Origin of the sequence: Amycolatopsis thermalba (assembly GCF_023376025.1) — a bacterium.
Lineage (GTDB): Bacteria > Actinomycetota > Actinomycetes > Mycobacteriales > Pseudonocardiaceae > Amycolatopsis_E > Amycolatopsis_E thermalba.
This window is the reverse complement of record NZ_CP091196.1, coordinates 5,117,025-5,141,872: the sequence shown is the minus strand read 5'-3', so window position 1 is coordinate 5,141,872 and position 24,848 is coordinate 5,117,025. Positions and strand designations below refer to the sequence as shown.

Here is a 24,848-nt window from a genome sequence, read left to right as displayed (position 1 = left end):
GAGCTGGATTGGCTCGCCGGCCGGCCCGAGATGGAGCGCGCGACGGGCTTCGACGCGCAGGGCTGGCCGGCGAGCACGTGGGTGCTGCACGCCATGTATCCCCCGCCGGAGGGTGGCCGCCGTGGTCCGGGTCAGCGCGCCAGCTCCTCGGCCCAGGCGGTCACCGTGATCTCACCCGTCGTGCCGAGGTCGGTTTCCACCGGGAGGCGCTGCGGCGCCTCCCCGGGCCTGGAGGCGACACCGAGCGCCGAGCCGGTCAGCACCTCACCGTCGGTCACCGTGTTCGCCCAGGACACCACCGAGACCAGGGACTTCCCCGGCGCCAGCGCGAAAGTCCCCGACCCGGGGTCGATCGCCATGTAGGACGTGCCCCGCTCCACCCGGACGTCCAGCACCCGGCCCTCCGGGCCGAGCACCTGGACGTCCGGGTAGCCGGACACCGCGCGGGCGGCGGTCCCGCAGTTGGTCAGCGTGAGCACGAACCCGCGGTGCCCCAGCGCCGCGTCGACCAGGCCCGCGTCGTAGTGGGCGCAATCCGCGGGCGGCGGCGGAGGCTGTGGCGCTGGCGCCGAACAGGCCGCGACGCACAACAGAACGGGCAGCACGAACCGGAATCCCCCCATGCGGGGCAGGTTACCGCTCGAACGCGGCGACCGGTCCGGCGAGCCCTGCCTTCACGCCGCGGCTCAGCTCGTCGCCCAGCACCTCCTCCTGCCCGCTCTCCACCGCGTCCAGGATCTGCCGTGCGAGGTCTTCCGGCGCCACCTTCGGGCCGTTCACGTGCGCGGCCATGTCCGTGTCCATGTACCCCACATGCACCCCGACCACCAGCGTGCCCTGGCCGCGCAGCTCCCACCGGGCCGAGTTGGTGAACGACCATGCGGCCGCCTTCGCCGCGCTGTAGTCGGCGGTGATCGGGGGCGCGAGCCAGGACAGCACCGACAGCACGTTGACCAGCGCGCCCCCGCCGTTGCGGCCGAGGACCGGTGCGAACGCGCGGGACACGTGGACCGGGCCGAAGAAGTTGGTCTCCAGCACCGCCCGGGCCGCGTCCAGGTCCGGCGCGGTGAGCAGCGAACCGTTGCTGCCGATGCCCGCGTTGTTGACCACCAGCGTGGCGTCGGAAGCCAGCTCCGCCGCCGCGGCGACCGACGCCGGATCGGTGACGTCGAGGTGGACCGGTGTCAGGCGCGGATCGGTGATGCTCGGCGGATCGCGGATCGCGGGCCGCGGCGTAGACGGTTTTCGCGCCGCGGTCGAGCAGTGCGGTGGCGAGCACGCGGCCGAGACCGCGGTTGGCGCCCGTCACGAGCGCGATGGAACCGGCGATGTCCATGTCAGAGCCTTTCGATGATGGTGGCGTTGGCCGTGCCGCCCGCCTCGCACATGGTCTGCAGCCCGAACCGGCCCCCGGTGCGCTCCAGCACGCCGAGCAGGGTGGTGGCCAGCCGCGCGCCGCTCGCGCCCAGCGGGTGACCGATGGCGATCGCGCCGCCGTCGACGTTGACCTTCGCCGGGTCGGCGCCGGTCTCGGCGAGCCAGGCGAGCACGACCGAGGAGAACGCCTCGTTCACCTCGAACGCGTCGATGTCTGAAATGGACAGTCCGGCGCGGGCGAGAACCTTGGCGGTGGCCGGGATGATCCCGGTCAGCATGTAGACCGGATCGTCGCCGGTGACCGTCGCGGTGTGGATCCGCGCCCGCGGCCGCCAGCCGCGCTGCCGCGCGATCTCGCTGGTGGTGAGCACGAGCGCGGCCGCGCCGTCGTTGACCGGGCTGGAGTTGCCCGCGGTCACCTTCCAGTCGATCTCGCCGAACCGCCCGGTCCAGTGGTCGTGCGCGAACGCGGGACGCAGCCCGGCCAGCACCTCGAGGGTGGTGCCGGGCCGGATCGTCTCGTCGGCGTCGAGCTGGGTGACCGTGCCGTCGGCGGCGGTCACCTTCAGCGGCGCGACCTGGCCGGCGAAGTGCCCGTCGCGCCACGCGGCGGCCGCCCGCTGGTGGCTGGTGACGGCGAACTCGTCGAGCTGGGTGCCGGACAGGTTCCACTTGCGGGCGATCAGCTCGGCGCTGACCCCCTGCGGGATGAGCCCGCCGGGGTAGCGGCGGTCGACCGACGGGCCCCACACGTCGGCGCGGACGCCGTCGACGTTGGCCGAGCTGCCGATCGGCAGGTGGCTCATCGACTCGACGCCGGAGGCGAGGACGATGTCGTAGGCGCCGGCGACGATCCCCTGGGCGGCGAAACTGATCGCCTGCTGGCTGCTGCCGCACTGCCGGTCGACGGTGACGCCGGCGACCGACTCGGGGAAGCCCGCGGCCAGCGCCGCGAACCGGGTGGTGTTGCCGCTCTGCTCGCCGACCTGGCCGACGGCGCCGCCGATGACGTCGTCGATCTCGGCCGGGTCGAGGCCCGGCACGCGTTCCACGGCGCTGCGCAGGACGTGCGCGTGCAGCTCGACGGGGTGCACCGCGGCGTAGGCGCCGGTCGGCTTGCCCTTCGCGACGGGGGTGCGGACGGCCTCGACGATGACGGCGTCCCTCATTGGCGTGCTCCCTTCTGGCGGACCGATCGGTCCCGGACCGATCGGTCCGAGCATGCGCCGCTGATCACACGGCTGTCAACGGCGCGCGGACCGATCGGTCCGTTATCCTCGACACATGGCACGCACGGCAGCACCGGGAACGCGGGAGCGGATCCTCGACGTCGCGGGCGCGCTCTTCTACACCGAAGGGGTCCGCGCCGTCGGGATGAGCCGGATCATCGGCGAGGTCGGCTGCGGGAAGAACCTGCTCTACGCGCACTTCCCGAGCAAGACCGACCTGGTCGCGGCCTACCTCGGCCGGTTCCGCGAGCGACGGGACCGCGCCGAGGCGCAAGCGCTGCGCGAAGCGGGCGACGACCCGGGTGAGCGGCTGGTGGCGCTGGTGGCGGAGATCGCCGGACGGCTGCGGCGGCCGGACTTCCGCGGGTGCCCGTTCCGCAACCTGCTGACCGAGTTCCCGGCCGGGGACGAGCTGCCGGAGCGGATGGCGCGCGAGTACCTGGCCCAGACGTGCGAGCTGGTCGGACGCCTGGCGGGGGCGACCGGCGTGCCCGACCCGGAGGGGCTGGCGGACCGGATCTGGCTGATCATCGACGGCCTGTACGCGAGCGGTTTCCGGGAGCGCGCCGCGGAAGTGGCACCGGACATGGTCCGGGAGGCGATCGCGGCCGCGCGGGATCCCCGCGCGCCGGCCGTATAACGACCTATACCCGGCACCTCACGAGCGCGGGGTGATCGCCGGCGGCCACGACGTTCACCCCGTCGACACCAGGTTCGCCAGCTTGTCCAGCGACTCGTCCAGTCGCCGCTCGACGTCTTCCGCCGCGCGGCCGCCGTGGTTGGCCGGCTGGTCGCCGTGGAAGGACAGGTGCAGGGTGGCGTAGCTGGACCCGCCCTCGGCCGAAGACACCTGCAGCCACCCGCTGTAGTCCGGGCTGCCGCGGCGGCCCCACTCCAGCCGCAGCTGCTCGCGGCGCGCGCCCAGCACCCCGGGCGCCTCGTACTCGCCGGCCGGGTCGTGCACGTCCACATCCAGGCCCTCCGGCTCGGCCGGGTGGACGGTGATCACGCCGGGCAGCCACTCGTCGAGCCGGTTCACGTCGGCGGCCACGGTGAACACCCGCTCCGCCGGGGCCGGCATGGCGCGTTCGCGTTCGAACTCGGTCATGTCCCGCGGGCTACCCGCCGCGGCCCGGTGTACACCCAGCGGCCGTCCACGCGGGTGAACTCGCTGTCCTCGTGCTGCGAGCCCGGACCGGCGGCGTCCCGGTAGTGGGCGCGGAACTCGACGGTGCCGTGCGTGTGGAACGGGCTGCCGCCGGTGGTCGCGAGAACCTCCAGCCGCGTCCACCGCTGGGCCGGGTCGAGCCGGATCGCAGTCGGGCGGGTGTCCGGGTGCCAGCTGGCGAGCAGGTAGTCCACCTCGCCGACGGCGAACGCGCTGAACCGCGAGCGCATCAGCCGCTCGGCGGTCGGCGCCGCCGACTCGCCGCGATGCAGCGGCGCGCAGCAGTTCTCGTACGTCTCACCCAACCCGCAGGGACACCTCATGCCCCCGATTGTCCGCACCAGCCGCGGCCGCCGGGAAGGCGACCGTCACCGTGAGGCCGCCGCCCGGTCGCGGCACCGCGGTCACCGTCGCGTCGTGGGCCCGCGCCACCGCCTCCACGATCGACAGACCCAGACCCAGCCCTTCGCCCGTGCGGGTGGCGCCGAGCCGGTGGAAGGGCTGGAAGATGTCGCCGATCGCGTCCGCGGGAACCTCCGGCCCGGTGTTCGACACGACGAGCACCGCGCGCCCGTCGAAGGTCCGCGTGAGCACCTCCACCCAGCCGCCGGGCACGTTGTGCCGCACCGCGTTGCCCACCAGGTTCGACACGAGCCGTTCGGCCAGCGGGCGGTGCCCGGACGCGACGGCGGGACCGGCCGACGTCCGGATCGTCACGCCGGCGTCGGGCCGGGCGTCGGTCACCTCGCGAGCCAGCTCACCGAGGTCGAACGGCCGCCGGACAGCGATCCCGGTCTGCCCGCGCGCGAGCGTGAGCAGCGCGTCGATGAGCCGCTCCTGCTGCTCGCCCGCGGCCAGGATCCGTTCGTGCGCCCGGCGCAGCTCGGCCGCCGGAGCGTCCGGATCCGACAGCGCGACCTGCCCCAGCGCGCGCTGACGGGCCAGTGGGGTGAGCAGTTCGTGCGAGGCGTTGGCGACGAACCGCCGCTGCGCCTCGAAGGACCCCTCCAGGCGGGCGAGCAGGTTGTCGATCGTGTCCCCGAGCTCCTTCAGCTCGTCGACCGGCCCGTCCAACGCCAGCCTGCGGTGCAGGTTGGTGGCGGAGATGTCCCGCGCGGTGGTGGTGATCGTCCGCAGGCGCCGCAGAATCCGCCCGGCCACGAGCCAGCCGAGCGCGACCGACGCCGCCGCCATCAGTCCGAGCGCGATGCCGGACTGGACGAGCAGCTGGTGCAGCATGGCGTCCTGCTGCTTCTCGACGGCCTCCTGCATCTGCCGCGGCAGCATCTCGGCGGCGCCGGTCAGCAGGCCGGCGCCGGCGGGAGCCGGGGCGTTCCCGGGCGCCGGCTGGAACGCCTGGAACGGGCCGCGGACCGCGTGGGCGACGAGCAGGTAGGTGACCACCAGCAGGGCCGCGCCCGAGACCAGGAACACCCCGCCGTAGAGCAGGGTCAGCCGCAGCCGCACGGTCCGCCGGGGCAGCCACCGCCGCGCGAGGCGCCTCAGCACGGAGCCACCCGGTAGCCGCGCTTGGCCACTGTCTCGATCACCGGCGGGTCGCCCAGTTTCGCGCGCAGCCGGCTGATCGTGATCTTCACCGCGTGCGTGAACGGATCCGCGGCCTCGTCCCACACCCTCTCCAGCAGTTCCTCCGCCGGCACGGCCCGGCCCTGCGCAGCGAGCAGCAGTTCCAGCACTCCGAACTCCTTCGGTGCCAGCTCCAGCGCCCGCCCGCCTCGGCTCGCGGTGCGCCGGGCGGTGTCGACCACCAGGTCGCCGTGCCGCAGCGCCGGCGGCACCGCCGGGTGGGCGCGGCGCGCGAGCGCCCCGATCCGCGCCACCAGCGCCGGGAAGTCGAACGGCTTGGCCAGGTAGTCGTCGGCGCCGAGGCCCAGTCCCTCGACCAGGTCCTCGGTGCTCGCCGCCGCCGTCAGCATCAGCACGCGGCTGCGGCACCCGGCCGCCACCAGCTCCGCGCACACGTCGTCGCCGTGCAGGCCCGGCAGGTCGCGGTCCAGCACGATCACGTCGTAGTCGTTGCCCAGCGCCCGGTCCAGACCGCCCGGCCCGTCGAACGCCACGTCGACCGCCATCCGGGCCCGGCGCAGCCCGGTCGCGACCGTCCGCGCCATCTCCTCGTCGTCCTCCACCACCAGTACCCGCACGACATCAGGATGCCCCCGCGGCGGTTTCGCCGGCGTATCGGAACCGGTGAAACCACCCCGAAACCGGGCTCTCCGTAGAACTTGCCGCACATCCCGAAACGGAGGACAACCATGAAACGGATCCTCGCGACGGCGCTCCTGCTGGGCGCCCTCGCCACGACCGCCGCGTGCGGCAGCGACGACCCGGGCAACTCGGTCGCGAGCGTGGGCGGTTCGTCGTCGTCCACGACGCAGGCCGCGGCCGCCAGTGCCGACCCGGTCGCCTACGCGCAGTGCATGCGCGCCAACGGAGTCCCGAACTTCCCCGACCCACAAGCCGACGGCGGCATGACGTTCGACGAAGGCAGCGGGATCGACCCGCAGTCCCAGCAGTTCAAGGACGCGGACTCGAAGTGCAAGCAGCTCATGCCCGGTGACAAGGGCAAGTCGGCGATGGGGACCAGTGGCCGGCCGAGGACAAGCTGAAGTACGCGCAGTGCATGCGGGAGAACGGGGTTCCGGCGTTCCCGGACCCCGATGCCGACGGCGGCTTCCCGGCGCTGCTGCAGGGCGGCCCGGTCGACCCGGAGTCGCCGCAGTTCGAGGCGACCGAAAAGGCGTGCCAGCAGTACGTGCCGCAGAACATGCCGCAGAAGAACAGGCCCCGCTCGTGACCGCGCGACGCCGGGCCGGGCGGGTGGTCGCCGTCGTGGCGATCCTCGCCGCGGCGGGCACGGGTTTCGTCGTCGCCGACCCGTTCGGGGCGCCGGCCACCGAAACGTCGATCGACAACGGATCGGCCACCGGGCTCGGCCAGGTGACCAAGGGCACGCTGTCGGCGCGCAGCCAGCAGAACGGCACGCTCGGCTACGCCGGCAGCTACCCGGCGATCAACAACGCCAACGGCAAGGTCACCCGGCTGCCCGCGGTCGGCGACATCGTCAAGCAGGGCGACGCGCTGTACTGGGTGGAGGGCGTGGCGGTCCTGTTGCTGCAGGGCGGTTACCCGGCCTACCGCAACCTGTACTGGGGCATGGAGGGCGCCGACGTCCAGCAGCTCAACGCCGCGCTGGTGGCGCTCGGGTACGCCACGACCGGCGAGCTGGACCCGGAGTCGGACTACTTCGGCCGCCAGACCTACTACGCGGTGCGGGAACTGCAGGAGCACGCCGGGATCGAGGAAACCGGGCAGCTCACGCTCGGCCAGATCGTGTTCCTGCCCGCCGCCGAGATCCGGGTGACCCAGGTCAATGCCGCGCTGGGCGCTGCCGCGGCGCCCGGTGGGGTCCTGCTGACCGCGTCCTCGACCCAGCGCGAGGTCACGGTCGCGCTGAACGCGAACAAGCAGTCCGAGGTCAAGGCGGGCGACCCGGTGACCATCACATTGCCCAACGGCACCCGCACCGACGGCGTGGTCGCCTGGGTCGGCAAGGTGGCCACCAAGGACGACGACAGCACCACGGTGGACGTTCACATCACACCGTCGGATCCGGCCGCCACCGGTCAGCTCGACCAGGCGCCGGTGCAGGTGTCCATCGTGTCCGAGACCGTCCAGGACGTCCTCACCGTTCCGGTCAACGCCCTGCTCGCGCTCGCCGGCGGTGGGTACGCGGTCGAGGTCGTCGACGTCTCCGGCGCGCGCCGGCTGGTCCCGGTCGAAACCGGCCTGTTCGACGACAGCGCAGGGCGCGTCGAGGTGCGCGGCGACGGCCTGGCGGAGGGGCAGAACGTGGTGGTGCCGGCATGAGCGCACCGGTTCTGGACCTCGACGAGGTCACCAAGGTCTACCCGGGTGTGTCGCCGGTGGTCGCGCTGGACGGTGCCACGTTCACCGTCGAGCCGGGGGAGCTGGTGGCGATCGTCGGCCCCTCGGGCTCGGGGAAGTCGACGCTGCTGCAAGTGATGGGCACCCTCGACCGGCCGACGTCGGGCACCGTGCGCGTCGTCGGCGAGGACGTGGCGAGCATGTCCGACCGCGACCTCGCGGCGCTGCGCGCGAGCCGCATCGGGTTCGTGTTCCAGCAGTTCTTCCTGACGCCCCAGGAGACCGCACTGGAGAACGTCGCCGTCGGGATGCTGTACTCCGGTGTCCGGCAGCGGGTCCGGCGGGAGGCTGCGGCGGAGGCGCTCGCGCGGGTCGGGCTCGGCCACCGGATGGGGCACCGCCCGCCCGAGCTGTCCGGCGGGGAGAGACAGCGGGTGGCGATCGCGCGGGCGCTGGCGGGCGATCCGGCGATCGTGCTCGCCGACGAGCCGACCGGGAACCTCGACAGCGTCTCGGGCAGTGCGATCTTCGAGCTGCTGACCGACCTCAACCGGCAGGGCACGACGATCGTGATGATCACGCACGACCGGGAGCTGGCGGCGCGGCTGCCCCGGCGCATCGAGGTGCTGGACGGCCGGATCGTCGCCGACACGACGGCGGAAGGCCGGGCGGCATGAGCACCACCGTCCCCGGCCGCCTGTTGCCGGCCGACCTCGCGCGCACCGCGTCCGGTGGCCTGCGCACCCGGCGCATGCGGGCCGCGCTGTCCGCGCTCGGCATCGCGATCGGGGTGGCCGCGATGGTCGCGGTGCTCGGCCTCTCGGCGTCATCGCAGGCCGGTCTGCTGGCCGAGATCGACGCGCTGGGCACCAACCTGCTCACCGTCACTCCTGGCCAGACGATCAGCGGCGGCGACGCCGAACTGCCCTACGAGGCGCCGGGGATGATCGCGCGCATCGGCCCGGTGGAGATGACGGAGAGCACCGGCAGCGTCGACACCGAGGTGTACCGATCGCCCCACATCCCGCGCTTCAACACGAACGCGATCAGCGTCGGGGCCGCCAGCCTGGGACTGCCCGAGGTGCTGCGCGCGCCGGTCGCGAAGGGCGCCTACCTCAACGCGGCCACCGCCGAGCAGCCGGTCGCGGTGCTCGGCGCGGACGCCGCGCGCCGGCTCGGCATCTCGGAGTTGTACGACGGGCTGCGCATCCAGGTGGGCGGGCAGTGGTTCTACGTCGCCGGCATCCTCGCGCCCGCCGCACTGGCGCCGGAGGTCGACTCGATGGTGCTGGTGGGGTACCCGGCCGCCCAGCGTTACCTGGACTTCGACGGGCACCCGACGACCGTCTACGTCCGGGCGCAGACCGACCGGGTCGCCGACGTGCAGGCCGTGCTCGCGGCCACCGCGAACCCCGAGCACGCCGACGAGGTCTCGGTCAGCCAGCCCTCGGCCGCGCTGGAGGCACGGGCGGCGGCGCAGTCGGCGCTCAACGGCCTGTTCCTCGGGCTCGGCGCGGTGGCGTTGCTGGTCGGCGGGATCGGGGTGGCCAACACGATGGTCATTTCGGTGCTGGAACGGCGCTCCGAGATCGGGCTGCGGCGCGCGCTCGGTGCCACCCGGGGGCACATCCGCCTGCAGTTCCTGTCCGAGGCGGTGCTGCTCGCCGCGCTCGGCGGAGCCGCCGGGGTGGCGATCGGCTCGGCCGCGACGTTCGTCTACGCACACGTCAAGGGCTGGGCCACGGTGATCCCGCCGCTCGCCTGGGCGGGCGGGCTGGTCGCCGCCGTCCTGATCGGCGCGCTGGCCGGCCTGCTCCCGGCGATCCGCGCCGCCCGGATGGCGCCGACGGAGGCCTTGCGATCGGTCTGACCTTGACGCCGTCGGCCCGCCCTTGCTATTCCTATATCAGAACTACTGATATAGAGGAGCCTTGATGAGCACAGCGGCCGGCAACGGGCGGGTCCGGACGGAGCCATGGGGCGACACGGTTCTGGTGGAGTTCGACGAGGGCATCGCCTGGGTCACGCTCAACCGGCCGGACAAGCGCAACGCCATGAACCCCGCGCTGAACGACGAGATGGTCCGGGTGCTGGACCACCTGGAGGGCGACGACCGCTGCCGGGTCCTGGTCCTCACCGGCGCCGGTGAGTCGTTCTCCGCGGGCATGGACCTCAAGGAGTACTTCCGCGAGGTCGACGCGACCGGCAGCACCGCGGTGCAGATCCGGGTCCGCCGGGCCAGCGCCGAGTGGCAGTGGAAGCGGCTGGCGAACTGGAGCAAGCCGACGATCGCGATGGTCAACGGCTGGTGCTTCGGCGGCGCGTTCACCCCGCTGGTGGCGTGTGACCTGGCCTTCGCCGACGAGGACGCCCAGTTCGGGCTGTCCGAGGTCAACTGGGGCATCCCGCCGGGCGGCGTGGTCTCCCGGGCCCTCGCCGCGACCGTGCCGCAGCGCGACGCGCTGTACCACATCATGACCGGCGAGCCGTTCGACGGCCGTCGCGCCGCGCAGATGCGGCTGGTCAACGAGGCGCTGCCCGCCGGCCGGCTGCGGGAGCGCACGCGCGAGGTCGCGCTGAAGCTGGCGTCGATGAACCAGGTGGTCCTGCACGCGGCCAAGACCGGGTACAAGATCGCCCAGGAGATGCCGTGGGAGCAGGCCGAGGACTACCTCTACGCCAAGCTCGACCAGTCGCAGTTCGCGGACAAGGCCGGCGCCCGCGCCAAGGGGCTGACCCAGTTCCTCGACCAGAAGTCCTACCGCCCCGGCCTGAGCGCCTTCGACCCGGAGAAGTAGTGCGCAACCAGGGTCTGGGCTCGTGGCCGGTGCGCCGCGCCAGGATGAGCCCGCACGCGATCGCCGTCCGGCACGGCGGGACGGAGCTGACCTACGGTGAGCTGTCCCGCCGCGTCGCCCGGCTGGCCCGGGGCCTGCGGGCCGCCGGGGTCGGCCCGGGCGACCGGGTGGCCTACCTCGGGCCCAACCACCCGGCCTACCTGGAGACCCTGTTCGCGTGCGGGCAGGCCGGCGCGGTGTTCGTGCCGCTGAACTTCAGGCTGACCACCGGGGAACTGGACCACGCGCTGGCCGACTCCGGGGCCGCGGTCCTGATCCACACCCCGGAGTACGCGGAGACGGTCGCGGCGCTGGCGGGGGACCGGCTGCTGCGCGTGCCCGCCGGCGAGCTGGACGCGACCGGTGACGAGCCGCTCGACCTGCCCGTCGGCCTGGACGACGTGTGCCTGCTGATGTACACCTCGGGCAGCACGGGACGGCCCAAGGCCGCGATGCTCACCCACGGCAACCTCACCTGGAACAGCGTCAACGTCCTGGTGGAGACCGACCTCGCGAGCGACGAGCGGGCCCTGGTCGCCGCACCCCTGTTCCACGCCGCCGCCCTGGGCATGGTGTGCCTGCCCGCCCTGCTCAAGGGCGGCACGGTCATCCTGCACTCGTCGTTCGACCCCGGCGCAGTGCTGTCCACAGTGGAACAGGACCGGGTCACGCTGATGTTCGGCGTGCCCACGATGTACCAGGCGATGGCCGCGCACCCGCGGTGGGACGCGACCGACCTGTCCAGTGTGCGGACCCTGCTGTGCGGCGGCGCGCCGGTGCCGTCCGATCTGATCCGCCGGTACCTCGACCGCGGGCTGGCCTTCGTGCAGGGCTACGGGATGACCGAGGCCGCCCCGGGCGCACTGGTCCTGGATCGCGAACACGCCGAGGAGAAGATCGGCTCCGCCGGGGTGCCGTCGTTCTTCACCGACGTGCGGCTGGCCGGCCCGTCCGGGGAGCCGGTGCCGCCGGGGGAGAAGGGCGAGATCGTGGTCAGCGGGCCGAACGTGATGAAGGGCTACTGGGGCCGGCCGGAGGCGACGGCGGAGGTGCTCCGCGACGGGTGGTTCCACTCCGGCGACGTGGCCACAGTGGACGATGACGGCTACTTCCACGTGGTCGACCGGCTCAAGGACATGATCATCTCGGGCGGGGAGAACATCTACCCGGCTGAGGTGGAGAACGAGCTGTACGGTTTCCCCGGGGTGGAGGCGTGCGCGGTGATCGGGGTGCCGGACCCGCGCTGGGGCGAGGTGGGCAAGGCGGTCGTCGTGCCCGCGCCCGGGAGCAGGATCGAAGCGGACGAGCTGCTGGCCTGGCTGCGCACCCGCCTGGCCGGGTACAAAGTGCCCAAATCGGTCGAGTTCACCGACGCGCTGCCCACGACCGGTTCCGGCAAGATCCGCAAGGCCGAGGTCCGCCGCCGGTTCGGGTGATCGCGCCCTCGCGCGCCCCGGCGCGGCAGGGTACGGCCCGGCCGTGACACTCCGCTGATCAGGTGAACGCTGTTCTAGACGGCCGGATGTTTCTGGCCCCCGGCCGAACGGCGGCAGGAACGCTGCTCCGCCGTGTCCTTTGTGGACGGCATGGTAAAAAGTGGCGCAGATCGCACCGGAAAGCGTTTTCGCAGCTAGCGCCGACGTCAACCGCTTGCCGCGACAGTGCTTCCCGGTGCGTGGACAGCGAAAACCGTGCCGCGGCAGCGAACCAGGAGGACAGCGTCCGGCAGTGACTGACCGTGCGGCCAAGATCACTCCTCCAGCGGTACGTCTCGCTGGAAAGATGACGTTATGTTGGTCGACGGTCTGTCCCCCGCCTAGTCGAGCAGCTGCTCGCCAGACCGTCGGAGTGAGTGTGAACGTCGCCCCTGTGACCCTATTCGACCATGCCAGTAGACAGCTCGGAGAACTCTGCAGGGTGGCAGGCTTTCCGGCCGACGACGGTGATCCCGTCGACGTCCTGCGGGAACTCCTCGGGGCCGCGGGCGCGCGCCCGCTGACCGAGCCCCCGCTGTGGCCTTCCGACGTCGCGGACGACGCGACCCCCGTGGAGTTTTCGGTCGCGTTCGACGAGAGCGGCGACCGTGCCGTGCGGATCCTCGGTGAAACGATCCCGCAAAACCCGGGCCACGCGGCGAACATTCATGCCGCGAAGCGCTTTCTCACCCACATGGCGCAGCGGTTCGATCTCCGGCTCGACCGGTTCCAGGCGGTCGAGGACCTGTTCCTCACCGAACGGCCGCAGGGGAAGTTCGCCCTCTGGTTCTCGGTGATCCTGCGCCCCGGCCGCGCCCCGGCGCTCAAGGTCTACTTCAACCCGCAGGTGCGCGGCGAGCACGCCGCCCCCGGGCTCGTCGCGGAAGGACTGCGGCGCCTGGGGTTGAGCGACGCCTACGAAACCGTCACCGAACACGCGCTGCTGCGTGGTGCCGCCGATCGGTTCTCGTTCTTCGCGCTCGACCTCGACGACGGCCCGCTGTCCCGGGTCAAGCTGTACATTTCGCACGATTCGGCGGAATCGGGCACGGTGGAGCGGGCGGCCGGGGCCGTCGCGGGCGTGAACCCGTTGCTGGTGCGGGAGTTCCTGACCGCCGCGGGCGGCGGCACCGGGCCGTACGCCGGGCGGCCGCTGATCTCCAGCTACTCCTTCGTGGAGGCCGATGCGGGCCGTCCCGGCAACTACAGCCTCTACCTCCCGATCCGCGACTACGTCCCGGACGACGCGGCCGCGCGGGAGCGGGTGCTGGCCCACTTCGCGCGGGCCGGGCTGCCCGCCGCGGAGCTGGACCGGGCGATCGCCGCGGTCACCGACCGCCCGATGGCGGCGGGGGTGGGCCTGATCGCGCACGTCTCCCTGCGTCTCGGCCGGTTCGGCACCGGAACGACGGTATATCTTTCGTCGGAGGCCTACGCCGTGGCCGCACCCCGCACGCGGGTCGGCGCCGCGGCTTCGTTGTGAACCGGGAGGAAGAAGTCAGCATGAAGTCGTTCCCGCCGTACCGGGTCCAGGTTGTCAAGGAGATCCCGATCACGACCCGGCAGGAGCGGGAGGAGGCGCTTTCCCGCGCCGGTTACAACATGTTCGACCTGCCGGCGAACATGGTCACGATCGACCTGCTGACCGACTCCGGCACCGGCGCGGTGTCGGCCGCGCAGGAAGCCGGTGCTGCGGCGGCCGACCGGTCCTACGCCGGTTCGGACTCGTGGTTCCGGTTCCGGTCCGCGCTGGCGGACCTGACCTCGTTCCCGCACCTGTTCCCGGTCCACCAGGGCCGGGCGGCGGAGCGGATCCTGTTCTCCACCGCGCTGAAGCCGGGGCAGATCTCGCTGTCCAACACGCACTTCGACACCACGCGCGCGAACGTGGAGCTGGCCGGGGCGCAGGCGCGGGACCTGCCGTGCCCGGAGGCGGCGGACCTGGACAGCCGGGATCCGTTCAAGGGCAACATCGACCTCGGCGCGCTCGAGGAAACCCTGTCCGGGCCGGACGGTTCCCGCGTGGGCCAGGTGCTCATCACGATCACCAACAACGGTGGCGGCGGGCAGCCGGTGTCGATGGCGAACCTGAAGGCCGTGCGCGCGCTGTGCGACCGGTTCGGGGTGCCGTTCTTCCTGGACGCGGCGCGGTTCGCGGAGAACTCGTGGCTGATCACCCAGCGCGAGGAGGGTTACGCGGGCAAGACCCCGAAGGAGGTCGCGCAGGAGACGTTCGCCCTCGCCGACGGTTTCGTCGCCAGCCTGAAGAAGGACGCGATCGCCCCGATGGGCGCGGCGATCGGCGTGCGGGACGCGGAGCTGGCCAAGCAGTGCGAGGCGATCCTCATCGCGACCGAGGGTTTCCGGACGTACGGTGGCCTGGGCGGGCACGATCTGGAGCGGGTCGCGCAGGGCCTGCGGGAGGTCGTGGACCCGAACTACCTGCGCAACCGCGCCGAGGAGACCGCGCACTTCGCCCGGCTGATCAACGAGGCCGGGGTGGACATCGTGCAGCCGGCCGGGGTGCACGGCCTGTACCTCAACGCCGGGCGGTTGCTGCAGCACATGCCCCCGCACGGTTTCCCCGGGCACGCGCTGGCGTGCGAGCTGTACCTGGCGGGCGGCATCCGCTGCGCCGAGCTGGGTTCGCTGTACCTGGGCACTTTCGACGACGAGCACAACCTGATCACCCCGGCGCCGTTCGAGCTGGTCCGCCTGGCCATCCCGCGGCGGACCTACACGCTCGCGCACCTGGAGTACGTGGCCGACGTGCTGGCGACGATCGCGAAGAACCCCGAACGGGTACCGGAGTACCGGGTCACCCACGCGCCCCAGCTGCTGCGGCACTTCAACCTGAAGCTACGACAGGTGCCCCGGTACGTCTGACACACCATGCGCGAAGGCCACCCCGTCACGAAGAACGGGGTGGCCTTTCCCAGTCCCGGGCCGGAGAACCTCAGGTCCGCGCCAGCTCCGACTCCGCGGGCAGCCGGCTCATCGCGTACCGCACCAGCCGGATCAGCGCCAGCTTGCTCGACTCCCGTGAACGCGCGTCGAAGAACATCACCGGCACGCCGGGGGCGATGGCGAGCGCCTTGCGGATCTCGTCCTCTTCGTAGTCGTCCGCGTCCTCGAAGCAGTTGACCGCGACGATGAACGGGATCTTGCGCCGTTCGAAGAAGTCGATCGCCGCGAAGCTGGAGTCCAGCCGACGCGTGTCGACCAGCACCACGGTGCCGATGGCGCCCAGCGCGAGCTCGTCCCACATGAACCAGAACCGGTCCTGCCCGGGCGTGCCGAACAGGTACAGCACCGTCTGCGGGGAGATGGTGATGCGGCCGAAGTCCAGCGCGACCGTGGTCGTGGTCTTGCGTTCGACACCGGTCAGGTCGTCGACGCCCGTGCTGGCCTCCGTCATCACCTCCTCGGTGGACAGCGGGACGATCTCGCTCACCGACGCGACCATGGTGGTCTTGCCGGCGCCGAAACCGCCCGCGATGACGATCTTGACCGGCGTCGGGATGACGCCGCCTTCTTCAGAGCTTGTTGAGGCCATCGAGCACCGCCTGGAGTAGTTCGCGATCGGGGGCCTTGGCCGGCTGCGACGGCGAACGGACGATCACGGCGCCCCGTTCGATCAGATCGCTGCACAACACCTTGACCACGGCGAGGGGGACCTTGACGTACACGGCAATTTCAGCGACGGACAACGGCCGCTGGCACAACTCGAGGATCGTCAGGTGTTCCGGGGTCAACCCGATCGGGTCGTGGTTGCCCCGGATGGCCATCACCTGAGTCGCCACGTCGAGCTTGATGTCGACGGACGGGATCCGGCCCCGGGTGATGGCGTACGGCCGGATCAGCGGCCCGGCCGCTTCGTCGTACCACTGATCGTCCGCCATCAGTTGTGCTCCGCTACGAACCTCGCGGCATCCCGGGGAGCCGACGTCATGTAGTCACCGACGCGCTTGACGAGGCGGCTCATCTCGTAGGCGATCATCTCGACGTCGACCGTCTCCTCGGCGAGGATCGCCAGGCACGCGCCCTGACCGGCCGCGCACACGAACAGGTAGCCCTCGGCCATCTCGATGAGGGTCTGCAGCACCGGGCCGCGCTGGAAGTGCTTGCTGGCGCCCTTGGCGAGGCTCTGCAGGCTGGACGCGATCGCCGACAGCTGGTCGGAGTCGTCCTTGGACAGGTTCGCGGACTTGCCCATGAGCAGCCCGTCGGCCGAGAGGACCACGGCGTGCTGCGCCCCGACGACGCGGTCGACCATGTCGTCGAGCAGCCAGTTCAGGTCGACCTTGGAGTTCTCGTTCTCGTTCATCGATGAGGTTCGACTTCCCTCTCAGTCAATGGTGGCCCGGGGGTCTTCCGGTGCGTCTGCGTCGCGCCCGCGGCGGGTCCCCTTGTGGAACGCCGAGAGCGTGTTGCGGGTCCGACCGGAGAACTCGTGGTAATCGGTGGCGTCCGCGTCCGGGTCGTCACGGAGCTGGGCGACGAGGTTCTGCTGCGGTTCGCGCTGCGGCAGCGGGGCCCGGGACCGCTTGGGGCGCGGCGAGGGCGTCGGCGACGGTGCGGGGTCCGGCTCGAACACCGAGATCGTCCGCACACCGGTGGTCTCGCTCGCCCGCTCCGGTTCCGGCTCGGCGTGCCGTCCCGCGGGGAGCTCCACCGGGACCCGCCGAGCGGGCTCGGGGGCGCCGTTGTTCTCGTGTCGTCCCATACCGTTCGCTCCGGCCGGCACGCCGGTCTCCTCCTGCTCGTACGAGTCGGGCCCGGCGGTCGCCGGGGCGCCGCGGAACTCCGGATCGGCGTTCTCGGCGACCTGGTCGGTGTTGGCGAGCAGGGCCGACGGGATCAGGATCGTGGCGCGGGTGCCACCGTAGCGCGAGGAATCGAACATGACCTTGAGGCCGAGCCGGGCCGCCAGCCGGGCGACCACGAAGAGGCCCAGGCTGGAGTCGGCTTTCAGGGCCATCGCGTCGAACTCGGGCGGCTCCGACATCATCCGGTTGGCCCATTCCCGGACGTCGTCCTTCATGCCCAGGCCCTGGTCGGCCACGTCCACCACGACGCCGCGCGCGACCAGGGTCGAGGTCATGTGGACCTGCGATCCGGGCGGGGAGAACGTGGTGGCGTTGTCGACCAGCTCGGCGACCAGGTGGATGGTGTCGGCGACCGCGGAGCCGATGATCGCGACCTGCGGGACGTTCTCCACCTCGACCCGCGAGTAGTGCTCGGTCTCCGACACCGCGGCGCGCAGCACGTCCATCAGCCACACCGGCTTGCGCCAGCGGCGGCCCGGCTGCTTGCCGCCGAGGATGATCAGGTTCTCGGTGGTGCGCCGGGCGCGGGTGGCCAGGTGGTCGAGCTGGAACAGGCCCTTGAGCTGCTCCGGGTTCTCCTCGCGGCTTTCCATCCGGTCCAGGATCTGCAGCTGGCGGTGCACCAGGCCCTGGTTGCGGTGGGCGATGCCGAGGAACACGTTGTTGACACCGCTGCGGGCCTTGGCCTCGCTGGCCGCGGCCTGGACGGCGGTCAGCTGGGCGATGTTGAACGCCTCGGCCACCTGCCCGATCTCGTCCTTGCCGTGGTCCAGCCGGGGCAGCTCGGCGCTGACGTCGACCGGCTCGCCCTCCTTGAGCCGGTTCACGATGCTCGGCAGGCGGGTGCGGGCCAGCTCCAGCGAGTCGTTGCGCAGGCGCTCGAGGCGCGTCATCAGGGTCCGGTCGACCAGGGTGCGGGACACCCGGATGGCGACCCAGATCGACGCGACCGCCGCGAGCAGGGCGGCGATGCTGCCGATGATCACGGTCCACAGGTTGACGTTGCCCTTGTCGAGCGCGGCGCCGGAGGCCAGCTCCGACTGCTCGACGGTCAGGGCGATCAGCTGGCCCGACACCTGCGTGGTGAGGTCGCGCCAGTCGTTCTCCCGCAGGGTCAGGCCGCCGACGTTCTCGCGGAACGGGCCCGGTCCGTGCGTGATGATCGAGTTCTCGGCGGCGGTGAGGCGCTGCCACTGGTCGCTCGAGGTCAGCTCGCGGTAGCGCTGGCCGGCCTCGGGGGCCATGTAGCTCGCGATCTTCGTCAGCTGCGCGCGGTAGCTGCCGACGAGCTGGGCGAACTGCAGGTGGTCGGCGGGGGCGAACTGCCCGGCGGCGAACGCGCTGGAGGCCAGCGACGCGGCGCGCGACATCTGGTCGGAGGCGCGGAAGATGTCCACCGACGTCATACCGCCCTGGGTCGACTCGGCGTCGGGCACCAGGCGGGCCTGCGAGTCGAACAGGTCGGTCGCGGTGTCCAGCAGGCGGTTGTAGAAGTCGTTGACCTGCTCCTTGGAGATCGTGCGCAGGTTGATCTCCGCGCGGATGACCGGGAGCTGGTCGAGGCTGGACTCCATCTGGTTCATCCGCTGCCCGATCTCGTCCGGCACGAGGCTCTTCACCTCGGCCAGCGCGGACCGGAGGCTGGTCAGCGACTTGTCGATGGACTGCTGCTGCGCCTGCAGGTCGCGCAGGCCGACCTGGGGGCGTTCCAGGTAGACCAGGGACAGCTGGCGTTCCTGCTGGACGGCGCCGAGCGCGGTGACGGCGGGGATCGACACGTCCTGCACGGAGGAGGCCACCGTGCGCACGTAGATCGCGTCCACCAGGAAGTAGCCGGAACCCGCGATCCACATCACCAGCAGCGCGATACTGGGGATCAGGACGGTTCCGGTCAGGCGTTTGCGAATCGACTTGTGGTGGCCTTCGCCTGACTTGTCATCTGTGTTTTTCACGACGCTCCACGAAATCCTGGGGACCGGGACGAAGACGGCGACGTCACGACAGAGTCGTATGCAACCACCCCTGTCAAGCCAGGGCTGCCGGCGAGCGCCTTCCCGGCGGCTCGGGGTCATTCTCACTCTGCGTCACAGTCACCGATCACTCGATAGATGCTCTGGTCGGACTGAAATCATGTCGTACGGCGTTCACCCCTGAGCCGCGACCCCCCGGTTACTGTGCGCAAACCCCGTTGTCCCCGGTGGCGGCGAGGTGCCGGGCCCCGAAAGCGCTTTCCTCCCCGCGAGGGAGATACGCAGCGCGGATGTCGTCACCCGTTCGCGCGGAAGTCGTCGTCGCGTCGCTACCCGGCGCCACCCCACATCCGGCCGAGCGGCCCGGTCAGCTCACGTTCCTCGTCCGACAGGTGGGACAGGAGCGCGTCGGTGAGCGAGTCGAGCGCCTCCCGCAGGCCGGTGATGTCCCCGGCGCCGCCGGCGAACGCGACCAGCGCCGCGTCGACCCGTTCGACGAGGGCCTGGATGGCGCGGTGCTCGTCCTCGAGGCGGTCCAGCACGGGGGCGAGCCCGGGCTCGAACCGCCGCAGGGCGGGGAAGATGTCAGCGTCCTCGCGGTGGTGGTGGACGCTGACCACGCGGCAGAAGGACGCGCAGTACGCGCCGAGCGTCCAGTTGTTCTGACGCAGCGCGAGGGTGCGCAGGTGGGACCGCGCGGCGCCGGCGTCGAGGGTGCCGGCGGCGACCTCGGCGACCAGGTCGCGCAACCGGCCGAGTTCCGCGCGCAGGTGGTCGTGTGCCTCGACGAGCCGCCGCCCGGCGGCCGCTTCCCGCTCGGTGCCCGGCCCGCCCCGGGCCGCGGCGACGAGTTCCCGGACCGCCGGGGCGATCTCGGTGGCGAAGAGCCGCAGCAGGTCCGCCGTGCCGGCCGGGAGCAGGAACCCGCTGACGCCGTGGGTGAGCGCCAGGTCGGCGAGTCGTCGCGGCCAGTCGCGAGGGGAACCGAGCGCCGGCGGGGACAGGTTGTAGAGACGGCGGATCGCGGCGGGGTCCCGGCCCGCGTCCGCCGCGGCGGCGTCGATGATCGCGCCGGCCGACGGCAGATCCTCCGGCGGGATCCGGGTCATGCTCGGCAGCCACCCGTCGGCCAGCGTGCCGGTCAGACGCAGCATCCGCGGCCCGAGCGCGCCCACCCAGATGCCCGGATCGCGCGGCGGGGGACCGGGTTCGGCGCCGTCGAGCGCGTAGTGCTCGCCCGGCAGGTGGACCGGCCCGCCGGGTGTCCACAGTGCACGGATCACCGCGATCGCCTCGCCGAGGGCGGAAACCGCTTCCGCGGGCGGGTGCCACGGCCCGCCTTCGGCCGCGATCGCGTCCCAGTACGCCCCGGCGCCCAGCGCCAGGCCGGCCCGGCCGCCGCTGAGCGCGTCCAGGCTCGCCACGGCGCGGGCCAGCATCGCGGGGGGACGCAGCGGCAGGTTGGCGACGTTCGGGAACACCCGCACCCGCTCGGTCCGCGCGGCGATCACCGACAGCGTCGTCCACGCCTCGGCGAACTCCGGCCGGTACGGGTGGTCCGGCACGCTCACCAGGTCCAGTCCGGCGCGGTCCGCGACCCGCGCGAGTTCCAGCGCCTCGCCCGGCCGCGCCGTCACCGGTACCAGGACGGCGCCGAAGAGCAGGTCGTGGCCGTAGTCCGTCATCGGCTCGCCACCGCGGGGCGGGCGGCGGGCACGAGCCGTCCCGGGCCGGCGAGCGCGACCAGCGCCGCCACGCCCATCGCGATCGCGGACAGCACGAACGCCGTGGTGTAGCCGGATTCCACCGGGAACCGCGTGCCGGGGATGACCTCGCCGGTGACGATGGTCGACGCGATCTGCGCGCCGAAGGTGCCGCCGATGGTGCGCATGATCGTGTTGACGCCGGTGGCCTCCCCGGTCTGACGCGGGTCGACCGCGCCCACGACGAGGTTGGCCAGCGACGCGAAGGCGAACCCGACGCCGATGCCGAGGATCCCGTTGCCCAGGTAGATCGGCCACTGCGTGCCGTGCGCGACGGCGAACACCACGAACCCGGCCGCGCCGACCACGCACGCCAGCACCAGCGGCAGCTTGAACCCGGCCTTCGCGCCGATGCGCCCGGCGAGCGGGCTGGCGAACAGCATGGTCACCGCCATCGGGATGATGAACAGCCCGGCCTCGGTGACCGACGCGCCGAAGCCGTACCCGGCCTGCGACGGCGTCTCGACCAGCAGCGGCACCAGCGTGAACGCGCCGTACATGCCGAACCCGATGATCAGCGCGGTGATGTTGGAGGTCAGCACCGCGGGACGGCCGAGCAGCCCGATGTCGATCAGCGGCCGCGCCAGGCGCTTCTCCACCAGCGCGAACACGGCCAGCAGGACCGCGGCGGCCGCGAACAGCCCGACGATCGCCGCCGAGCCCCAGCCCCACACGCGGCCCTCGCTGATCGCCAGCAGCAGCGCGACCAGGCCACCGGTGAGCAGCAGGGCGCCCGCCCAGTCCACCCGGCCCGGCGAGCGCACCGGCGACTCGCGCACGAACGCGGTCACCGCGGCGATGCCGGCGACGATCACCGCGAGCATCAGCCAGAAGATCCACTCCCAGCCCAGCGCGTCGACGATCACCCCGGGGATGACGAGCCCGGCGCCGAACCCGATGCCGAAGGTCGAGCTGATCCAGCCGATCGCGACCGGGACCCGCTCACGCGGGAACTCGTCGCGCACGATGCCGAACGCGAGCGGGAACGTCGCGGCCCCGGCTCCCTGGATCGCGCGGGCGGCGATCAGCACGCCGATGGACGGGGCCACCGCGGCGAGCAGCGTGCCCGCCGCGGACACCGCGAGGCACGCCAGCAGCACGCGGCGCTTGCCGAACATGTCGCCGAGGCGGCCGAGCAGCCCGGTGGCCACCGACGCGGTGAGCAGGAACGCGCTGAGCACCCAGGACACGGTGGTGGTCGACGTGCCGAACTCGGCCTGCAGGGCCGGCAGCGCGGGCACCGGCATGGTCTGCAGCAACGAGAAGGACAGCACCGCGATCAGCAGCGCGGCGAACGGAGCGGAAGTTCGTGTCATGACGTAATGATTACACGACGACATTATTACGTCCAGGGGGTAGGATCGCCGTCATGGACGACCGCGAGACGCGCCCGCCGACCCTGCTCGCCCTGCCCTCGTACCTGGCCGGCCACGTGGCGCGGATCGGGCATCGCGGGCTGGTCGCGGCACTGGCCGAGCACGACCTGCGGCTGCCGCACTTCGCCGTGCTGACGGGGTTGTCGGATTTCGGGCCGCTGGCGCAGCACGCGCTGGCCGACCGGCTCGGGCTCAACCGCAGCCACCTGGTCGGGTACCTGGACGTGCTGGAGCGACGCGGTTTCGTCCGGCGCGAACGCGATCCGGAGGACCGCCGCCGCCAGCGCGCCGCGCTGACCGATTCGGGGCGGAGGCTGGTGCGGCGCCTGCAGGAGGTGGCGCACGCCTCACAGGAGGAGTCGCTCGGCGTGCTGTCCACAGCGGAACGCCGGACGCTCGTCGACCTGATGCGACGCGTGGTCGTGGCCGACGACGCGGCCGCCCGGAAGGCCGGGGACTGACGGGGCGTGCCGGACGAAGACCGCGGGTGGCCGGGGCAGTTGCTGGTCGTGCCGCGGTTCGAGGTGTCCTAACCAGCGAGCCAGCCGAAGCTGTCCACAGTGGACCCGGTCGGCAGGTACTCCAGCCCCACCCAGCCCGCGTAGCCGGTCGCGGCCAGGCGCTCCAGCCACGCCGTCACGCCGAGCGTCCCGGTGCCCGGCTCGTGCCTGCCCGGTGCGTCGGCCACCTGCACGTGCCCGGTCCGCGCCAGCAGCGGCGGTGTGAGCAGCGCGTCCAGGTCGTCGCCGTTGCTGCCGAGGTGGTAGACGTCCGCCAGCAGCGCGATGTTGTCCGCGCCGGCCTCGTCCGCCAGCGCCAGCGCGTCGGCGGCGCGCAGCAGCGGGTAGTCCGGCGCGCCGGACAGCGGTTCCAGCAGCACCGTGCCCGGCAACCGCTCGGCGGCGTAGGCGAGGTTGTCCAGCAGCACCTCGCGCGAACCGCCGGTCCGGTTGCCCGGCAGCACGTTGAACAACCGGCACCCGAGCCGCCGCCCGATCGCGGCCGCGATGTCCACGCCGTCCCGGAACTCGGCCGTCCGCGCGGCGAACGCGGCCAGCCCCCGTTCGCCCGCCGCCAGGTCGCCGTGCGGCACGTTGAGCGACACCAGTTCCACCCCGGCGTCGGCGATCGACGTCACGAACCGCTCGACCTCGCGGTCACCGGGCACACCGGCGAACGGCCACCACGACTCCACACCCGCGAACCCGGCCTCCGCCGCCGCGGCCGGGCGTCGCTCCGGCGCCAGCTCGGTGAACAGGATCGAGGTGTTGACGTCGTACCGCATGACGTCATCCTCGCAGACGCGCCCGCAGCTCCAGCTTCGCGATCTTGCCCGTGGCGCCCTTCGGCAGCTCGTCGACGATCCGCACGCGCCGCGGGTACTTGTACGCCGCGATGCGTTCCCTGGCCCACGCCACGATCTCGTCCGGCTCCGCGGTCGCGCCCGGCTTGAGCGAGACCACCGCGACGACCTCCTCGCCGAGCCGCTCGTCCGGCTCGCCGATCACCGCCGCCTCACCGATCGCCGGGTGCCGGTACAGCAGCTCCTCCACCTCGCGCGGGTAGACGTTGAACCCGCCGCGGATGATCAGGTCCTTCTTGCGGTCCACGATGAACACGAACCCGTCGGCGTCGACGTAGCCGAGGTCGCCGGTGTGGAACCAGCCCCCGCGGAACGCCTCCGCGGTCTCCTGCGGCCGCTTGTAGTACCCCTTGGTGATGTTGTGGCCGCGCAGCACGATCTCGCCCACCTGCCCGGCCGGCAGTGGTCGGTCCGCCTCGTCGACGATGCGCAGCTGCACGCCCCAGATCGGCTTGCCGATCGAGAGGATCTTCCGGTTGTCCGCGCCCGGGTTGACCGTCGTGGTCGACGCCGACTCGGACAGCCCGTAGCCCTCCAGCACCGGGATGCCGTACTTCTCCTCGAAGCGGCGCAGCACCTCCTCCGGGATCGCGGCGCCGCCGGAGCTGCCGATCCGCAGGCTGCTGGTGTCGTAGCCGGTGGTGTCGGCGTACGCCAGCGCGTGGTACATCGTCGGGACGCCGGCCATGATCGTGACCCGGTCGCGCTGGATCGCCTCCAGCACCGCGGGCACCTCGAAGCGCGGCACGACGGAGATGGTCCGGCCGTGCCGCGCGGAGGCGTTGAGGATGCTGGACAGCCCGTAGACGTGGAAGAACGGCAGCACCGCCAGCGCGACGTCCTCGGGTTCGGCGCCGAAGCGCTCGCTGCCCAGCGTGCAGGTCATGTAGAGCTGGAAGTGGGACAGCTCGGCGCCCTTGGGGCGGCCGGTGGTGCCGCTGGTGTAGAGCAGCACCGCGGTGTCGTCGGCCGCGCCGGGGAAGATGTCGCCGTCGTCCGCGGGGTCCAGCAGCGTCGCGAACGACAGCGTCCCCTCCGGCCAGGCACCCGCGTCGAGGTCGCCGACGACCACCGCGCGGACCTCGGCCACCTCCTTGAGCGCCGTGGACACCTCGGCGGCGCCCGCGGCGTGGGCGATGATCATCCGGGAGTCGGAGTCGTCCAGGTGGTAGGCGATCTCGGCGGCCTTGAGCAACGGGTTGAGCGGCACCATCGTCAGGCCCGCCTTGAGGATCCCGAAGTAGGCGATCACGAACTCGGGCACGTTGGCGAGCTGCACGGCGACCTTGTCGCCGGGGCGCAGGCCCTGCTCCCGCAGGGCGACGGCGACCCGGCCGGAGCGTTCGTCGACCTCGGCGTAGGTCATCGCACCCGACGGGAACCGCAGGAAGTCCTTGCCCGGCGTGGCCGTCGCCGACTCCCGCAGCATGATCGCCAGGTTGAAGCTCATGGCCTGCCCACCTTCCGAACGTCGTTCTCCTCCGCGGCGCCCGAATTGCCCTGGACGCCCGGTACTCGTCCGGGTCGGTTGCCGAACCCGGCAGAATCCCGT

25 protein-coding genes and 1 pseudogene are annotated in these 24,848 nt (G+C 72.1%); 11 read left to right on the top strand and 15 right to left on the bottom strand.

Going from position 1 to position 24,848, the window contains the following annotated elements:
- Nucleotides 1-131 precede the first annotated feature (131 nt).
- The 3 genes and pseudogenes from L1857_RS24965 to L1857_RS24955 all read right to left on the bottom strand — a co-directional run bounded on the left by L1857_RS24965 (nt 132) and on the right by L1857_RS24955 (nt 2,546).
- The gene (locus tag L1857_RS24965) at nt 132-623 is read right to left on the bottom strand and encodes a DUF4232 domain-containing protein (protein WP_094008543.1); all 492 of its coding nucleotides are present in this window, start codon (nt 621-623) and stop codon (nt 132-134) included.
- A gap of 10 nt (nt 624-633) precedes the next feature.
- A pseudogene (locus L1857_RS24960) lies at nt 634-1,336 on the bottom strand (SDR family oxidoreductase).
- 1 nt (nt 1,337) lies between these two features.
- Nucleotides 1,338-2,546 carry a thiolase family protein gene (locus L1857_RS24955; protein ID WP_116112138.1) on the bottom strand — a complete coding sequence of 403 codons (1,209 nt, stop codon included), beginning with the start codon at nt 2,544-2,546 and terminating at the stop codon, nt 1,338-1,340.
- A 115-nt stretch (nt 2,547-2,661) separates the two neighbouring features.
- On the opposite strand from L1857_RS24955, the gene L1857_RS24950 reads away from it, so the two are divergent.
- Nucleotides 2,662-3,246: a TetR/AcrR family transcriptional regulator gene (locus L1857_RS24950; RefSeq protein WP_116112135.1), complete on the top strand. Its 585-nt coding sequence runs from the start codon at nt 2,662-2,664 to the stop codon at nt 3,244-3,246.
- 54 nt (nt 3,247-3,300) lie between these two features.
- Here L1857_RS24950 and L1857_RS24945 read toward each other — a convergent pair whose 3' ends face one another.
- The 4 genes from L1857_RS24945 to L1857_RS24930 are packed head-to-tail and all read right to left on the bottom strand — an operon-like array spanning nt 3,301 to nt 5,939.
- Nucleotides 3,301-3,714, bottom strand: a complete 414-nt coding sequence (locus L1857_RS24945; RefSeq protein ID WP_116112132.1) for an SRPBCC family protein — start codon at nt 3,712-3,714, stop codon at nt 3,301-3,303.
- On the bottom strand, nt 3,711-4,097 hold the full coding sequence (locus tag L1857_RS24940; RefSeq protein WP_116112130.1) for a YchJ family protein: 387 nt from the start codon (nt 4,095-4,097) through the stop codon (nt 3,711-3,713). Before L1857_RS24940 ends, L1857_RS24945 begins: the two co-directional genes overlap by 4 nt.
- Nucleotides 4,072-5,283 (bottom strand): sensor histidine kinase, encoded by a 1,212-nt coding sequence (locus L1857_RS24935; RefSeq protein WP_205413334.1) that lies wholly within the window; start codon nt 5,281-5,283, stop codon nt 4,072-4,074. The genes L1857_RS24940 and L1857_RS24935 overlap by 26 nt, the downstream gene beginning before the upstream one ends.
- The gene (locus tag L1857_RS24930) at nt 5,277-5,939 is read right to left on the bottom strand and encodes a response regulator transcription factor (protein ID WP_094008548.1); all 663 of its coding nucleotides are present in this window, start codon (nt 5,937-5,939) and stop codon (nt 5,277-5,279) included. Before L1857_RS24930 ends, L1857_RS24935 begins: the two co-directional genes overlap by 7 nt.
- A gap of 111 nt (nt 5,940-6,050) precedes the next feature.
- Between L1857_RS24930 and L1857_RS24925 the strand changes: the two genes are divergently transcribed.
- From L1857_RS24925 to L1857_RS24885, 9 genes are all read left to right on the top strand, one after another.
- Nucleotides 6,051-6,404, top strand: coding sequence for a hypothetical protein (locus L1857_RS24925; RefSeq protein WP_249466439.1), 354 nt, complete (start codon nt 6,051-6,053; stop codon nt 6,402-6,404).
- Nucleotides 6,405-6,418: 14 nt separating this feature from the next.
- Nucleotides 6,419-6,592: a hypothetical protein gene (locus L1857_RS24920; RefSeq protein WP_249466437.1), complete on the top strand. Its 174-nt coding sequence runs from the start codon at nt 6,419-6,421 to the stop codon at nt 6,590-6,592.
- A complete protein-coding gene (locus L1857_RS24915; protein WP_249466434.1) occupies nt 6,589-7,665 on the top strand; it encodes a peptidoglycan-binding domain-containing protein in 1,077 nt (358 codons plus the stop codon). The genes L1857_RS24920 and L1857_RS24915 overlap by 4 nt, the downstream gene beginning before the upstream one ends.
- On the top strand, nt 7,662-8,360 hold the full coding sequence (locus L1857_RS24910; RefSeq protein ID WP_094008551.1) for an ABC transporter ATP-binding protein: 699 nt from the start codon (nt 7,662-7,664) through the stop codon (nt 8,358-8,360). The genes L1857_RS24915 and L1857_RS24910 overlap by 4 nt, the downstream gene beginning before the upstream one ends.
- Nucleotides 8,357-9,553 (top strand): ABC transporter permease, encoded by a 1,197-nt coding sequence (locus L1857_RS24905; protein ID WP_094008552.1) that lies wholly within the window; start codon nt 8,357-8,359, stop codon nt 9,551-9,553. The genes L1857_RS24910 and L1857_RS24905 overlap by 4 nt, the downstream gene beginning before the upstream one ends.
- Before the next feature lie 64 nt (nt 9,554-9,617).
- Nucleotides 9,618-10,481 carry a p-hydroxycinnamoyl CoA hydratase/lyase gene (locus L1857_RS24900; RefSeq protein ID WP_116112117.1) on the top strand — a complete coding sequence of 288 codons (864 nt, stop codon included), beginning with the start codon at nt 9,618-9,620 and terminating at the stop codon, nt 10,479-10,481.
- A complete protein-coding gene (locus L1857_RS24895) occupies nt 10,481-11,956 on the top strand; it encodes an acyl-CoA synthetase (RefSeq protein WP_116112115.1) in 1,476 nt (491 codons plus the stop codon). The genes L1857_RS24900 and L1857_RS24895 overlap by 1 nt, the downstream gene beginning before the upstream one ends.
- 481 nt (nt 11,957-12,437) lie before the next feature.
- On the top strand, nt 12,438-13,478 hold the full coding sequence (locus tag L1857_RS24890; protein WP_249466432.1) for a tryptophan dimethylallyltransferase family protein: 1,041 nt from the start codon (nt 12,438-12,440) through the stop codon (nt 13,476-13,478).
- A 20-nt stretch (nt 13,479-13,498) separates the two neighbouring features.
- Nucleotides 13,499-14,881 carry a tryptophanase gene (locus L1857_RS24885; RefSeq protein WP_116112110.1) on the top strand — a complete coding sequence of 461 codons (1,383 nt, stop codon included), beginning with the start codon at nt 13,499-13,501 and terminating at the stop codon, nt 14,879-14,881.
- Nucleotides 14,882-14,951: 70 nt separating this feature from the next.
- Here L1857_RS24885 and L1857_RS24880 read toward each other — a convergent pair whose 3' ends face one another.
- From L1857_RS24880 to L1857_RS24855, 6 genes are all read right to left on the bottom strand, one after another.
- On the bottom strand, nt 14,952-15,551 hold the full coding sequence (locus L1857_RS24880; RefSeq protein ID WP_094008557.1) for a GTP-binding protein: 600 nt from the start codon (nt 15,549-15,551) through the stop codon (nt 14,952-14,954).
- Complete coding sequence (locus L1857_RS24875; protein ID WP_017983332.1) at nt 15,532-15,897, bottom strand: DUF742 domain-containing protein; 366 nt, start codon at nt 15,895-15,897, stop codon at nt 15,532-15,534. The genes L1857_RS24880 and L1857_RS24875 overlap by 20 nt, the downstream gene beginning before the upstream one ends.
- Nucleotides 15,897-16,322 carry a roadblock/LC7 domain-containing protein gene (locus L1857_RS24870; protein WP_094008558.1) on the bottom strand — a complete coding sequence of 142 codons (426 nt, stop codon included), beginning with the start codon at nt 16,320-16,322 and terminating at the stop codon, nt 15,897-15,899. The genes L1857_RS24875 and L1857_RS24870 overlap by 1 nt, the downstream gene beginning before the upstream one ends.
- Nucleotides 16,323-16,343: 21 nt before the next feature.
- The gene (locus tag L1857_RS24865; RefSeq protein ID WP_094008559.1) at nt 16,344-18,776 is read right to left on the bottom strand and encodes a nitrate- and nitrite sensing domain-containing protein; all 2,433 of its coding nucleotides are present in this window, start codon (nt 18,774-18,776) and stop codon (nt 16,344-16,346) included.
- A 347-nt stretch (nt 18,777-19,123) separates the two neighbouring features.
- The gene (locus L1857_RS24860; RefSeq protein ID WP_249466430.1) at nt 19,124-20,479 is read right to left on the bottom strand and encodes an LLM class flavin-dependent oxidoreductase; all 1,356 of its coding nucleotides are present in this window, start codon (nt 20,477-20,479) and stop codon (nt 19,124-19,126) included.
- Entirely contained in the window at nt 20,476-21,873 is a 1,398-nt protein-coding gene (locus L1857_RS24855) for an MFS transporter (RefSeq protein ID WP_094008560.1), read from the bottom strand. Before L1857_RS24855 ends, L1857_RS24860 begins: the two co-directional genes overlap by 4 nt.
- A 53-nt stretch (nt 21,874-21,926) precedes the next feature.
- Between L1857_RS24855 and L1857_RS24850 the strand changes: the two genes are divergently transcribed.
- The gene (locus L1857_RS24850) at nt 21,927-22,394 is read left to right on the top strand and encodes a MarR family winged helix-turn-helix transcriptional regulator (RefSeq protein ID WP_094008561.1); all 468 of its coding nucleotides are present in this window, start codon (nt 21,927-21,929) and stop codon (nt 22,392-22,394) included.
- A 68-nt stretch (nt 22,395-22,462) separates the two neighbouring features.
- Here L1857_RS24850 and L1857_RS24845 read toward each other — a convergent pair whose 3' ends face one another.
- A complete protein-coding gene (locus L1857_RS24845; protein WP_116112099.1) occupies nt 22,463-23,218 on the bottom strand; it encodes a hydroxypyruvate isomerase family protein in 756 nt (251 codons plus the stop codon).
- A 4-nt stretch (nt 23,219-23,222) separates the two neighbouring features.
- Nucleotides 23,223-24,746, bottom strand: a complete 1,524-nt coding sequence (locus L1857_RS24840) for a long-chain-fatty-acid--CoA ligase (RefSeq protein WP_116112096.1) — start codon at nt 24,744-24,746, stop codon at nt 23,223-23,225.
- Nucleotides 24,747-24,848 lie beyond the last annotated feature (102 nt).